At 64.9% G+C, this 13,389-nt stretch carries 13 protein-coding genes and 1 pseudogene; 6 read left to right on the top strand and 8 right to left on the bottom strand.

Features of this window, described 5'->3' with window-relative positions:
• Positions 1–25: 25 nt before the first annotated feature.
• The 5 genes from trpC to NH448_RS08085 all read right to left on the bottom strand — a co-directional run bounded on the left by trpC (position 26) and on the right by NH448_RS08085 (position 5,229).
• Positions 26–826: an indole-3-glycerol phosphate synthase TrpC gene (trpC, locus tag NH448_RS08105; RefSeq protein ID WP_045994366.1), complete on the bottom strand. Its 801-nt coding sequence runs from the start codon at positions 824–826 to the stop codon at positions 26–28.
• 45 nt (positions 827–871) lie between these two features.
• Positions 872–1,891, bottom strand: a complete 1,020-nt coding sequence (gene trpD, locus NH448_RS08100; RefSeq protein ID WP_045994365.1) for an anthranilate phosphoribosyltransferase — start codon at positions 1,889–1,891, stop codon at positions 872–874.
• Positions 1,892–1,910: 19 nt separating this feature from the next.
• Positions 1,911–2,492 carry an aminodeoxychorismate/anthranilate synthase component II gene (locus NH448_RS08095; RefSeq protein WP_045994387.1) on the bottom strand — a complete coding sequence of 194 codons (582 nt, stop codon included), beginning with the start codon at positions 2,490–2,492 and terminating at the stop codon, positions 1,911–1,913.
• A 266-nt stretch (positions 2,493–2,758) separates the two neighbouring features.
• On the bottom strand, positions 2,759–4,240 hold the full coding sequence (gene trpE, locus NH448_RS08090) for an anthranilate synthase component I (RefSeq protein WP_045993597.1): 1,482 nt from the start codon (positions 4,238–4,240) through the stop codon (positions 2,759–2,761).
• Between the two features lie 323 nt (positions 4,241–4,563).
• On the bottom strand, positions 4,564–5,229 hold the full coding sequence (locus tag NH448_RS08085) for a phosphoglycolate phosphatase (RefSeq protein ID WP_045993566.1): 666 nt from the start codon (positions 5,227–5,229) through the stop codon (positions 4,564–4,566).
• A 127-nt stretch (positions 5,230–5,356) separates the two neighbouring features.
• Here NH448_RS08085 and NH448_RS08080 point away from each other — a divergent pair, with 127 nt between their 5' ends.
• Entirely contained in the window at positions 5,357–6,655 is a 1,299-nt protein-coding gene (locus NH448_RS08080; protein ID WP_045993565.1) for an NAD(P)/FAD-dependent oxidoreductase, read from the top strand.
• 157 nt (positions 6,656–6,812) lie between these two features.
• Here the strand turns inward: NH448_RS08080 and NH448_RS08075 are convergent, their stop codons facing one another.
• Positions 6,813–7,670 (bottom strand): mechanosensitive ion channel domain-containing protein, encoded by an 858-nt coding sequence (locus tag NH448_RS08075; RefSeq protein ID WP_045991780.1) that lies wholly within the window; start codon positions 7,668–7,670, stop codon positions 6,813–6,815.
• The gene (locus NH448_RS08070; protein WP_045991819.1) at positions 7,671–7,973 is read right to left on the bottom strand and encodes a GIY-YIG nuclease family protein; all 303 of its coding nucleotides are present in this window, start codon (positions 7,971–7,973) and stop codon (positions 7,671–7,673) included.
• A gap of 20 nt (positions 7,974–7,993) precedes the next feature.
• Here NH448_RS08070 and NH448_RS23655 point away from each other — a divergent pair.
• Positions 7,994–8,083, top strand: a pseudogene (locus NH448_RS23655) (pentapeptide repeat-containing protein); the annotation flags it as partial.
• Positions 8,084–8,158: 75 nt separating this feature from the next.
• Here the strand turns inward: NH448_RS23655 and rpe are convergent.
• Positions 8,159–8,848 (bottom strand): ribulose-phosphate 3-epimerase, encoded by a 690-nt coding sequence (rpe, locus tag NH448_RS08065; RefSeq protein ID WP_083970258.1) that lies wholly within the window; start codon positions 8,846–8,848, stop codon positions 8,159–8,161.
• 268 nt (positions 8,849–9,116) lie between these two features.
• Here rpe and cysP point away from each other — a divergent pair, with 268 nt between their 5' ends.
• From cysP to NH448_RS08045, 4 genes are read left to right on the top strand one after another with little or no spacing between them, the layout of a single operon-like run.
• On the top strand, positions 9,117–10,139 hold the full coding sequence (cysP, locus tag NH448_RS08060; RefSeq protein WP_045991781.1) for a thiosulfate ABC transporter substrate-binding protein CysP: 1,023 nt from the start codon (positions 9,117–9,119) through the stop codon (positions 10,137–10,139).
• 24 nt (positions 10,140–10,163) lie between these two features.
• Complete coding sequence (cysT, locus tag NH448_RS08055) at positions 10,164–11,027, top strand: sulfate ABC transporter permease subunit CysT (protein WP_045991782.1); 864 nt, start codon at positions 10,164–10,166, stop codon at positions 11,025–11,027.
• Positions 11,027–11,854 carry a sulfate ABC transporter permease subunit CysW gene (gene cysW / locus NH448_RS08050; RefSeq protein ID WP_045991783.1) on the top strand — a complete coding sequence of 276 codons (828 nt, stop codon included), beginning with the start codon at positions 11,027–11,029 and terminating at the stop codon, positions 11,852–11,854. Before cysT ends, cysW begins: the two co-directional genes overlap by 1 nt.
• Complete coding sequence (locus tag NH448_RS08045; RefSeq protein ID WP_083970260.1) at positions 11,851–12,993, top strand: TOBE-like domain-containing protein; 1,143 nt, start codon at positions 11,851–11,853, stop codon at positions 12,991–12,993. The genes cysW and NH448_RS08045 overlap by 4 nt, the downstream gene beginning before the upstream one ends.
• Positions 12,994–13,389: the final 396 nt, after the last annotated feature.

The following is a 13,389-nucleotide window of genomic DNA, read 5'->3' as shown; positions in this document are numbered from 1 at the left end:
AGGTGTCTTCAGGCGAGTACAGGACTTAGAAGAACAGTCGCCGCAGGGCCTCGCCCGGATCTTCTTCGCGCATGAAGGCCTCGCCCACCAGGAAGCCGTGGACGTCGTTCTCGCGCATGCGCAGCACATCGTCTCGGCTGTGGATGCCGGACTCGGTGATCACCGTGACCTCGGGCGGAATCCGCGGCAGCAGTTCCAGGGTGGTCTCGAGTCGGGTATTGAAGGTATGCAGGTCGCGGTTGTTGATCCCGACCAGATCCAGATCGAGCGCCAGCGCCCGCTCCAGTTCCTGGGCGTCGTGGACCTCCACCAGCACGTCCATGCCAAGCTCGCCAGCCTGCTGGTGCAGGTCGCGCATCTGGGCGTCCTCCAGGGCGGCGACGATCAGCAGGATGCAGTCGGCGCCGATGGCCCGCGCCTCGCTGACCTGGTAGCCGTGGACGATGAAGTCCTTGCGGATCACCGGCAGGCTGCACGCCTCGCGGGCGGCAATCAGGTAGTCCTCATGGCCCTGGAAGAAGTCAGCGTCGGTCAGCACCGAGAGGCAGGCCGCCCCACCCCGGGCGTACTGAGCGGCGATGTCGGCCGGGCGAAAGTCCTCACGGATCAGCCCCTTCGAGGGTGACGCCTTCTTGACCTCGGCGATCACCGCGGCGTCGCCGTCGCGGATCCGCTCGGCCAGCGAGATGACGAAACCGCGCGGTGCATCCTGCTCTCGGGCACGCGCGAGCAGCGCCTGTTCGCTGACCTGGCGGCGTCGGCTGGCGACCTCCTCGTCCTTGCGCTCGAGGATTCGCTCGAGGATCGTCGGGGTGGCATTGGCCATGTTGTGATTCTCCTTGCGGCCCGTCGGGCTCTTTTCAGAAAGGTCCTACTGAGCGAACACCCGGGTAAAGTGGGCCAGTTCCTTCATCTTTTCCAGCGCCAGCCTGGTTCCCTGGGCGTCCTGGGCCATCAGCACGCCTTCCTTGAGGGAATCGGCCACGTCGGCGGCGTAGAGGGCGGCCCCGGCGTTGAGGGCGACGATATCCGCCGCAGGCCCCTCGCCGGAAAGCGCCTTCTCGACCAGGCGCAGGCTGTCTTCGGCGGTCTTGACCTTGAGCGGAGCGAGCGACTGACGCTCGATACCGACATCCTCGGGGGTCAGGGTATAGCGGTGGATCTCGCCATCCTTGAGTTCGGCGATGCGGGTCGGCGCCGCCAGCGAGATTTCGTCCAGGCCGTCTTCGGCGTGGGCCACCAGCACATGCCGACTGCCGAGCTGACGCAGCACTTCCACCATCAACTCCAGCAGGTCGGCGTGGTAGACGCCGAGCAGCTGATTGGGCGCACTGGCAGGGTTGGTCAACGGCCCCAGAATATTGAACAGGGTGCGCACGCCCATCTCGCGGCGCGGACCGATGGCGTGACGCATGGCCGGGTGGTGGTTGGGCGCGAACATGAAGCCGACGCCGACCTCCTCGATGCAGCGGCCTACCTGTTCGGCGTCCAGATCCAGGCCGATGCCGGCCACCTGGAACAGATCGGCGCTGCCCGAGGACGACGACACCCCTCTGTTGCCGTGCTTGGCCACATGGGCGCCGGCGGCGGCGGCGACAAAGCTCGAGGCGGTGGATACGTTAAACAGGTTGGCGCCGTCCCCACCGGTGCCGACGATATCCACGACGTTGTCGCAGGACAGCGTTACCGGCGTCATCAGGTCGCGCATCACCTGGGCGCAGCCACTGATTTCCTCGGCGGTCTCGCCCTTCATCGCCATCCCCATCAGAAAGGCGGCGACCTGGGCGTCACTGGCCTCGCCGGTCATGATGGTGCGCATCACCGCATAGGCCTGCTCTCGGCCCAGGTTCTCCCGGCGCATCACCGCCGCGATGGCATTGGTCATCTGCATGCAAGTCTCCTGATGGTAGTCAGTGGCGCTCGAGGAAATTGGCCAGCATCTCGTGTCCCTGTCGCGACAGGATCGATTCCGGGTGGAACTGCACCCCTTCGATGGGCAGCTCCTTGTGGCGCAGGCCCATGATCAGGCCGGGGGTGACGTCGTCGTCATCGGTCCAGGCGGTGATCTCGAGACACTCCGGCAGACTCTCGCGCTCCACCACCAGCGAATGGTAGCGGGTCACCGAGAGCGGATCATCGAGGCCCTTGAACACGCCCTGTCCGGCATGGCGAATGTCGGAGGTCTTGCCGTGCATGACCTGGGGCGCACGGACCACCTTGCCGCCGAACACCTGGCCGATGGCCTGGTGGCCGAGGCACACACCGAGCAGCGGCAGCTTGCCGGCGAAGTGGCGAATCAGCTCCAGCGAGATGCCGGCCTCGTTGGGCGTACAGGGGCCCGGCGACACCACGATGTGGCTGGGCGCCATGGCCTCGATCTCGTCGAGGCTGATGGTGTCGTTGCGTCGGGTCACCACCTCGGCGCCCAGTTCGCCTAGGTACTGGACGATGTTGTAGGTGAAGCTGTCGTAGTTATCGAGCATCAAGATCATGGTGGCTCCAGGATTCAATATTGGGCTTCACCCAGCGAGACGACCGACACACAAAAATGCCGCCTCGCGGGCGGCACTTTCGCTGTCCTGACCGTCGTTGTCCAGACCGTGGTCCGCGACACCCCGGCGCTCAGGGTTCCTCCGCCCGCTTCAGTCGAAGGGGCGCCACCACTGCTGGCGATCACGGGACGGTGCGGAGGTCATATTCATCATGGGCTTATAGTGTGTGTCGTGGTCATGGCTGTCAAGCGGATGTCAGGCCGAACTCAGCGCAGTCCCTGCTCGGCCATGGCCACGGCACGAAACAGCGCACGCCCCTTGTTCAGGGTCTCGTCCCACTCGGACTGGGGCACCGAGTCCGCCACCACGCCGGCGCCACACTGGACGTGCAGCTGACCGTCCTTGATCACCGCGGTGCGGATGGCGATGGCGGTGTCCATGTTGCCATGCCAGGACAGGTAGCCGACGGCCCCGGAGTAGACGCCGCGCTTGACCGGTTCGACCTCGTCGATGATCTCCATCGCGCGGATCTTGGGCGCTCCGGACAGGGTGCCCGCCGGGAAGGTGGCGCGCAGCACGTCCATGGCGCTGTAGCCCGGCTTCAGCTTGCCGGTGACGTTGGAGACGATGTGCATGACGTGGGAGTAGCGCTCGATGGCCATCTGATCGGTCACCTCGACGCTGCCGGTCTCGGAGATGCGGCCGACGTCGTTGCGGCCCAGGTCGATCAGCATCAGGTGCTCGGCGACCTCCTTGGGGTCGGCCAGCAGGTCCTCCTCCAGCGCCTTGTCCTCGGCCTCGGTCTTGCCGCGCACCCGGGTGCCGGCGATCGGACGCACCGTCACCATGCCATCCTCCAGGCGGGTCAGGATCTCCGGCGAGGCACCCACCACATGGTGGTCGTCAAGGTTGAAGAAGAACATGTAGGGCGACGGATTGAGGCTGCGAAGAGCCCGATACAGGTCCAGCGGCTCGGCCTGGAACTCGATCGACATGCGCTGGGACGGCACGCACTGCATCACGTCGCCCGCCAGCACGTACTCCTTGATCCTTTCCACCGCCGACTTGAAGCCCTCTTCGGTGAAGCCGGAGGTGAAGTGTCCCTCCTCCACCGCCGGGCGCGCGTCACCGGGCACTCGCGAGGCCACCGACAGCGGGCTGCGCAGGGCGTCTTCCAGGGCGCTCAGCCGGGCCTGGGCGGCGCTGAAGGCCGAGGGCGTGGAAGGATCGGCGTGGGTCCACAGGGTCAGACGCCCATAAAGGTTGTCGAACACCACCAGCTCATCGCACACCATCAACAGGATGTCCGGCACCCCGATGGGGTCGTCCTTCTCCACACCGGCCAGGCGCGGCTCGATATAGCGGATGGTGTCGTAGCCGAAGTAGCCCACCAGTCCGCCGTCGAAGATCGGCTGGTTGTCGAGCACCGGCACCTTGAAGCGACGCTGGAACTCCTCGATCCAGGCCAGCGGATCTTCCACTTCGGTGGCGCCGGTCACGTCACCATCGACAATATGCTGAACCTGATAGCCCCGCACCTCGATGCGTTCGCGACAGGGCAGACCGATGATCGAGTAACGCCCCCACTTCTCGCCGCCGGTCACCGACTCGAGCAGAAAGGTCCAGGGTTGATCGGCCAGTTTCAGATAGGTGGACAGCGGCGTGTCCAGGTCGGCCATCATCTCGCGGGTGATGGGAATACGGTTGTAGCCGGCCTGGGCCAGCTCATCGAAACGCTCGGGGGTCATCATGCCCAGATCCTCAATTCAAGAGACGAAAGTGACAACGACAAGAACGGAGAAACGGTCACCATCGCCAACCGCAGGACGTCGTAGGCAGCGACGCAGACAGATGCGGACAGGACATCGAGGAGAAGCAAGGCTGGGCCATGGGCAGTCCACCAGCGAAACGAATGAATGAAGCCAACGAGTGACAGACCGCTACCGCGAGACCCGTGCGCCGCGCTCGCGGATTCCACACGACGGGATTCCCTGTGACGGGCGCCTGGCAAGGCCTGCAATAGCGAGGATTTATCGGCATGACGCTAACGATAGTGTCATGCCAAAAAACCCTAAACGAGTTGTTCCAGCGATTCAACCACCAGATCCGGCTCGCTCAGGCTGATCGGTTCACCGTGATTGTAGCCGTAAGGCACCGCCACGGTACGGAAACCGGCGGCCTTGCCCGCCGCGACATCGTGACGGGAGTCGCCCACCATAAGACAGTACGAGGGACAGACGTCGAACTGCTGGGACAGGTGTCGCAGCGGCATGGGGTCAGGCTTGCGACGAGGCAGGGTGTCGCCACCGAGGCAGGCGGAAAAGAAGCCATCGATACCCAGATGCTCGAGGATCGGGTGGATGAAGGCCTCGGGCTTGTTGGTGACCAGACACAGGATCAGACCCCGCCCGAACAGCCGCTTCAAGGTCTCCGTCACCCCCGGATAGAGCCTCGTCCTGTCGCAGGGACGGCGATGGTAGTGCTCGAGGAAGCGCTCGTGGGCGGTCTTCAACAGCACCTCGCTGGGGGCCTCGCCCAGTGCATCGGTCAGGGCACGTTCCAGCAGCACCCAGGCACCATTGCCGACCCAGTCGCGCACCCTGGCTTCGCCTGCCGGCGCCAGTTCGACGTCGATCAAGGCGGAATCCACCGCCGCTGCCAGGTCCGGGACCGAATCGATCAGGGTGCCATCCAGATCGAAGGCCACCAACAGCACCCCCTCCAGGGCGTCACCCATAGGCCGTCTCCTCGACTATGCCGAAATTGGAATATCTATGCGCGGCGCACATTCTGGCGCAAGCGCCGTGGTCAGCCAAGCACTTATCTGTCTATGATGGCGCTCCACCTTTTTTCTGGAGCTCATCATGAGCAAACCCACCATCGTGGTTGTCGGCGGCGGCGCCGGCGGCCTTGAGCTGGTCACGCGCCTGGGACGACGGCTCGGCAAGAAGGACAAGGCCGACATCGTGCTGGTCGATCGCAATTCGACCCACATCTGGAAACCGCTGTTGCATGAGGTCGCCACCGGCGTCCTCGACTCGGGCCTCGACGAGATTTCCTATCAGGCCCACTCGGCGGCCAATGGCTACCGCTTCCAGCGCGGCACCCTGTGCGATCTGGATCGTGAGTCCCGCCAACTGACCCTGGCCCCCATCGTCGATGACGAGGGCAACGAGATCCTGCCGGCGCGGCGTCTCGACTACGATCACCTGGTACTGGCGGTCGGCAGCGTCAGCAACGACTTCGGCACGAAAGGCGTGGCGGACCACTGCCACTTCCTCGACAGTCCTGCCCAGGCCGAAGGCTTTCGACAGGCACTGCTCAATACCTTCATGCGCTACAGCACCCGGCTCGAGGATCAGGATCCCTGCATTACCGTGGGCATCATCGGGGCCGGGGCCACCGGCGTCGAACTGGCCGCCGAGTTGCACGACGCCTCGCGCATGCTCAAGAGCTACGGCTTTACCGCGCTGGGCCGCGAGCACCTGCGGGTCCACCTGATCGAGGCCGCGCCCAAGGTGCTGCCGGCGCTGCCGGACCGCATCAGCGGCGCGGTGCACAAGGAACTCGAGAACCTGGGGGTCAAGGTCCATGTGGACACCCGGGTGACCATGGTCGACGAGCGCGCCATCCACACCACCGACGATGACGCCATCGAAATCGACCTGGGGGTGTGGGCCGCCGGCATCAAGGCTCCGGCCTTCCTGGCAGAACTGGGGCTGGAGGTGGAGCGCAACAACAGGGTCAAGGTGGCCGCCACCATGCAGAGCATCGATGACCCGCACATCTTCGCCTTCGGCGACTGCGCCAGCTGCCCCCAGGAAGACGGCACGGTGGTGCCGCCCAGGGCCCAGGCCGCCCACCAGCAGGCCGGCGTGCTCTACCGTAACCTGTGTGCCGTGGTCGACGGCAAGCCGCTCAAGGAATTTGTCTTCCGCGACCGAGGCTCGCTGATTTCGCTGGCCCACTTCGACGCCATCGGCAGCCTGATGCGCGCCGCCTCGGCCCGTAGCCTGTTCATCGAGGGTAACCTGGCGCGCTTCTTCTACGCCTCGCTCTACCGCATGCACCAGCGCGCCATCCACGGCACGGTCAAGACCGCGATGATGGTGGTGGTCGATGGGCTTAACCGCTTCCTCAAGCCCAGGCTAAAGCTGCACTAGGGCTCGTCTGAAAAGTGCCTGCACTCGTCGACTTTTCGGACAGAGCCTAGTCCCTGCCCGCACTCCCCTGGCAGACATCGCACGCACGTTCACAGCAAGAGAAGCTGCCCCAGGGCAGCTTCTCTCGTTTGTCGTCATCGACAGCACCACATCCTGCTCAGGCGTTGGCCTGGGGCTCGTCCTTGGCGTGGTGATAGAGATGCACGTCGCGCTGGGGAAAGGGAATGCTGATACCTTCGCGATCGAAGCGACGCTTGATCTCCTCGGTCATCTCCCAGTAGACGTCCCAGTAGTCGGATGCCTGCACCCAGGGCCGCACGATCCATGTGATGGAGGAGTCGCCCATGGCATTCATGCGGATATTCGGCGCCGGTTCGCTGAGCACGCGAGGGTCGTCGGCGACCACGCTCTCCAGCACCCGACGCACGGTATCGATGTCGTCGTCATAGCCGACCCCCACCGTCAGATCGACCCGACGAGTGGCGTGGGCAGAATAGTTGACCACGGCACCGCTCATCATCTGGCCGTTGGGCACGATGATCTTGCGATTGTCCGGCGTGCTCAGCTCGGTGCTGATGATCTGCACATCCTCGACGGTGCCGCTGACCCCACCTGCCTCCACGTAGTCGCCGATCCGGTAGGGGCGGAAGATGATGACCATGACCCCGGCGGCGAAGTTGGCAAGCGACCCCTGCAGGGCCAGACCCACCGCCAGACCGGCGGCACCGATCACCGCGATCAACGAGGCGGTCTGGATACCGATCCGGCTGATGGCGGCCAGGATCACGAAGGTCAGCAGCAAGGCATACAGGATGTTGCCGAGGAACTTGACCAGCAGGGGTTCGACGTCGGCACGCTGCATGCCCTTGACCACCACCCGGTGTACCGCCTTGGCCACCCAGCGACCGATGATGAAGATCGCCGCCGCGGCGACCAGATTGATCAGAAACTGCAGCCCGGTGGTCGAGGCAAACTCGATCAGGGCCTCCACGTCCAGCTTTTGCAGGAACTCCATCTACCTCTCCTTGTATGTCGTTTTCGTTATCGAAGTACGATCCTGCTCGACCACCGCCCTCGCTTCGTCAGTGCTGATGCGCGCTGCCAGCCACTGGCGCTTGCGACGCACCGACATGCGCTTGACGGCGATTTCCAGCCGGCTGGCGTCACCTCGCGTGCCGACCGGCTCCTGATGGCGAAGCGTCAGCGGGCCCTTGCCACGCAGCGCCTTGGCGCCCTTGCCGCTGCGGTGTTGCTCGACACGTCTGGCGACATCGGTGGTAATGCCGGTATAAAGCGCCCCGGCCGCCGTCTCGACGATATACAGGTACCACGTCGTCGTTGCCGCCGCCGGCAGCTCGGGTACTGGCTCGCCTGAGACAGGCTCATCTGAGACAGGCTCATCTGAGACAGGCTCATCTGAGACAGGCTCATCTGAGACAGGCTCATCTGAGACAGGCTCGACTAAGCCCGGCTTGCCTGAGCCAGCATAGTCCGAATCGCCAATCACCGCGTAGAGGCCAGGCGCGAGCGAAAGTCGGCGATGATGCTGTCGTAGCCGTGGGGGTCCTCGTCGCGACGCGCGCCGAACACCGCGGAGCCCGCGACGAAGGTGTCCGCCCCGGCGCGCGCGATCTCGGCGATATTGTCTACCTTCACGCCACCATCCACCTGCAGACGAATGTCCCGTCCGCTGGCGTCGATGCGCGCACGCGCCTGGCGCAGCTTGTCGAGCGTCGCCGGGATGAACGACTGACCGCCGAAGCCCGGATTGACGCTCATCAGCAGCACCATGTCGACCTTGTCCATCACGTAGTCCAGGTAGGACAGTGGCGTCGCCGGGTTGAACACCAGCCCGGCCTTGCAGCCGCCGTCACGAATCAGCTGCAGCGAGCGATCGATATGTTCGGAGGCCTCGGGGTGGAAGGTGATGTAGCTGGCACCGGCATCGATGAAGTCACCGATCAGTCGATCCACCGGCTTGACCATCAGGTGGGCGTCGATGGGCGCGGTGACGCCATGCTTGCGCAGCGCCTCACAGACCATCGGCCCGATGGTCAGGTTAGGCACGTAGTGATTGTCCATCACGTCGAAGTGGACGATATCGGCACCCGATGCCAGCACGTTGTCGACCTCTTCTCCCAGGCGGGCGAAGTCAGCGGACAGGATCGAAGGCGCGATCAGGAAGTCGTTCATGGAGTCATCCGAGGAGAGAGTCATGGTGGAGGCCACAAGGGCTCGACGAAAAGCGGCATTCTAGCAGTTGGTCCCGCCCGCATCAGCGATCTTCCTCCACGTCTTCTGCCGATTCGTCCGGTTGCAGTCGTCTATAGTATGCGCGTTGCGACATCTTATATTCCAAACAGTTTTAACAAACAGGATTGTAATTCCTTAAAATTAGCCTTAGCCTTCGTTGCGATCCGCCGATTTCCCCGGCCCACCCCCGACGTCAAGGAACCCCGACATGAAGCTGCCCCCGATCCTTCGCCGTACCGCCCTGTCCCTGTCCCTGGCCGCCGGCCTCGGCGGTGCCATGGCCTCGCCGGTAATGGCCGAGGACAAGGAGCTGCTCAACTCGTCCTATGACATCGCCCGCGAGCTGTTCGCCGCCATCAACCCGGCGTTTCAGCAGCACTGGCAGGCAGAGAATGACGGTGAGCTGACCATCAAGCAGTCCCACGGCGGCTCTTCCGCCCAGGCCCGCGCCATCCTGCAGGGCCTGAAGGCCGACGTGGTGACCTACAACCAGGTCACAGACGTCCAGGTACTGGCCGATGCCGGCCTGGTCGCGGAAGACTGGCAGAGCCAGTTGCCCAACAATGCCTCGCCCTACTACTCCACCACCGCCTTCCTGGTGCGCAAGGGCAACCCCCAGGGCATCGAGAGCTGGGAAGACCTGGCCGCCGAGGGCGTCGAACTGGTGTTCCCCAACCCCAAGACGTCCGGTAACGGCCGCTATACCTACCTGGCCGCCTGGGGTGCCGCCGAGCGCAACTTCGATGGCGACGAGGACCAGGTGCGCGAGTTCATGAGCGACTTCCTCGGCAATGTGAAGGTCTTCGACACCGGCGGTCGCGGCGCCACCACCAGCTTCATCGAACGTGGCATCGGCGACGTGCTGATCAGCTTCGAGTCCGAGGTCAACAATATCCGTGACGAGTACGGCAGCGACGAATACGACGTCATCGTGCCGCCGGTCAGCATCCTCGCCGAGTTCCCGGTGGCGGTGGTCGAGGAGAACGCCGAGCGCAACGGCAACCTCGAGCTCGCCCGTGCCTACCTCGACTACCTCTACACCGAGGAGGCCCAGCGCCAGCTGGCAGGCTTCAACTACCGCGTCCACAACGAAGCGGTGAAGGAAGAGTTCGCCGATAGCTTCCCCGAGACCGAGCTGTTCGAGGTTCAGGACGTGTTCGGTGGCTGGGACAGCGCCATGGACACCCACTTCAAGAGCGGCGGCGAGCTGGACCAGCTGCAGCGTCGCTGATCGTCAAGGCAAGCGACCTATCCCATGCACAAGGCCATCTCCCTGCCCTTTGCCCGATCCGCCCGGCGCCGCGTGCTGCCGGGCTTCGGCCTGTCTCTGGGCATCAGCCTCACCTTCGTCTCGCTGGTACTGCTGCTGCCGCTGACCGGCCTGGTCGGCCAGCTCAAGGGGCTGTCGCTGTCCGAGTACTGGTTCATCATCAGTGAACCCCGCGTGGTGGCAAGCTACGTCACCACCATCGGTGGCGCCATGGTGGCGGCGCTGGTCAACGCCGTGTTCGGGCTGTTGATGGCCTGGGTGCTGGTGCGCTACGACTTCCCTGGCAAGCGCCTGCTCGACGCCCTGATGGACCTGCCCTTCGCGCTGCCCACGGCGGTCGCCGGCATCACCCTGGCAACGCTCTACTCGTCCAAGGGCTGGATGGGACAGCTGCTGGAACCGTTGGGCTGGCAGGTGTCCTACACCTGGGTCGGCATCGCCCTGGCCATGGCCTTCACCAGCATCCCCTTCGTCGTGCGCACGGTGCAGCCGGTGCTCGAGGACCTGCCCGCGGAAATCGACGAAGCCGCCATGAGTCTGGGCGCCCGCGACGGCGTGGCCTTTCGTCGGGTCATCCTGCCCCACCTGTGGCCGGCCCTGGTCACCGGCACCGGGCTCGCCTTCGTGCGCTCCCTGGGCGAATTCGGTGCGGTGATCTTCATCGCCGGCAACATGCCCTACGAGACCGAGATCACCTCGCTGATGATCTTCGTCAAGCTGCAGGAGTACGACTACGTGGGGGCCTCGGCCATCGCGTCGGTGGTGCTGGCGACCTCGCTGGCGCTGCTGCTGGCGATCAACCTGTGGCAGGGACGCTTTATCCGCCGACTGCACGGAGGACGCGGCTGATGCAACGAATCGGTGACGCCCCCTGGCTCAGGCGCAGCCTGATCGCGCTGGCGGTAACGCTCTCGGCACTGTTTCTGCTGCTACCGCTGCTGGCCATCTTCACACAGGCCCTGGCCGAGGGTGTCGGGCCCTTCATCGCCAATGTCACGGATCACTTCACCCTGGCGGCGATCGGCCTGACCCTGTTCATCACCCTGCTGACGATCCCGGTCAACCTGGTCTTCGGAGTCATGCTGGCCTGGCTGGTGACCCGCTTCGCCTTCCCCGGACGGCGCCTTCTGCAGACACTGATCGACATCCCCTTCGCCATCTCGCCGGTGGTGGCGGGCCTGGTCTACCTGCTGCTCTACGGCCGCAACGGCTGGATCGGCGGCTGGCTGGATGCCCACGACATCCAGTTGATGTTCGCCTGGCCCGGCATCCTGATGGTGACCATCTTCGTCACCTGCCCCTTCGTCGCCAGGGAGCTGATCCCGCTGATGCAGGCCCAGGGCTCCCGCGAGGAAGAAGCGGCGGTAACCCTCGGCGCACGCGGCTTTACGCTGTTTCGCCGGGTGACCCTGCCCAATATCCGCTGGGCCCTGCTCTACGGCGTGATCCTGACCAACGCCCGGGCGGTGGGTGAATTCGGCGCGGTCTCGGTGGTCTCCGGGGCCATCCGCGGCGAGACCAACACCCTGCCGCTGCACGTGGAGCTTCTGTATCAGGACTACAACACCGTCGGCGCCTTCGCCAGCGCCGCCCTGCTGGCGCTGATCGCCCTGCTTACCCTGGCCGCCAAGGCCACGCTCGAATGGCGCGCGACGCGCCGGGAGGCCCTGACATGAGCATTCGTCTCGACCATATCCAGAAGCACTTCGGACGCTCCCAGGCGCTGTCTCCCATCGACCTGGACATCAACAGCGGCGAGCTGATCGGCCTGCTGGGCCCGTCCGGTTCCGGCAAGACCACCCTGTTGCGGATCATCGCCGGGCTCGAGACACCGGACGACCACCCCGACTGCCGCATTCTGTTCGGCGAACGCGACGTGACCCATGTCCACGTACGTGACCGGCGTATCGGCTTCGTGTTCCAGCACTACGCGCTGTTCCGCCATATGAGCGTGTTCGACAATGTCGCCTTCGGCCTGACTGTGCTGCCCCGCCGCGAGCGTCCGTCCAGCGGTGAGATCCGCTCCCGGGTCATGCAGCTACTGGAGATGGTGCAGCTGTCTCACCTGGCCGAACGCTTCCCGGCGCAGCTCTCCGGCGGGCAGCAGCAGCGTGTCTCGCTGGCACGCGCCCTGGCCCTCAAGCCAGAGGTGCTGCTGCTCGATGAACCCTTCGGGGCGCTCGATGCCAAGGTCCGCCAGGAGCTGCGTCGCTGGCTCAGGCACCTGCACGACGAGCTGGGCTTCACCAGCGTGTTCGTGACCCACGACCAGGAGGAAGCGCTGGAGCTGTCTGACCGTGTGGTGGTGATGAGCAACGGCCGTATCGAGCAGATCGACACCCCGGAGACGCTGTACCGTCAACCGCGCAATCGCTTCGTGTTCGAATTCCTCGGCGACGTCAATCATCTGGAAGGCGAGGTTCGCGGCGGCGTGCTGACCTGCGGTGAGGCGCGCCTGACACTGGACCTGGACGACGGCCCTCAGGAAATCCTGCTGCGCCCCCACGAGGTACAGGTGGCCGCCGCCCCCAGTGCCGACGCTCACCTGCCCGCGGTGGTCACCGCGGTGGTCCCGGTGGGCGCCGAAGTGCGCATCGAGCTGAACGCCGACTGGATGGACGAGCCCTGGATGGCGACCCTGAGCCATGGCGACGCCGAACGCCTGGCACTTGGCCGTGGCTCCCGGGTCTACGCCCTGCCCCAGCACTGGCACCACTATCCAGACAGTCGGCCCGATAGCCAGCAACCGGACAGGCCTGGTGACCACGCCGCCAAGGATAGCGCCACGCGTCGCGAGTCCGGCGCCACTGTCTGAGCGCCGCCAAGGGTGGCGCCACTGTCCAAGCACCGCCAAGGGTGGCGCCACTGTCCAAGCGCCGCCAAGGGTGGCGCCCTGTCCAAGCACCGCGAGTGCGGCGCAGACGCCCACCTGGCGGGCCTTGTCCGCTTCGATCAGCCCAGGAACTTTTGCTGCACGCCCCCCTCTGATAGACGTACTATCGCCCGTCCAGGCAAAGCCTCGCCCGACGAGTGCGCACTACGGTGCGATTTCTACCGATAATACGACAAGGAGTTCCCCCTATGCTTCGTCGCCTTCTGTTGGGCGCCGCTGGTGTGACCGCGCTGCTCGCGCTCAGCGCCTGCTCGAGCCCCCACCATCTGCAGCCCGACCCCAAGCGCAGCGTGGCCGTGCCGGCCTCCGGCTCTAGAC

Source organism: Halomonas sp. OfavH-34-E (genome assembly GCF_024124525.1).
In the GTDB taxonomy this organism is placed as follows: domain Bacteria; phylum Pseudomonadota; class Gammaproteobacteria; order Pseudomonadales; family Halomonadaceae; genus Halomonas; species Halomonas litopenaei.
The sequence above is the reverse complement of the archived record's forward strand: the minus strand, read 5'-3'. Positions and strand labels throughout refer to the sequence as shown.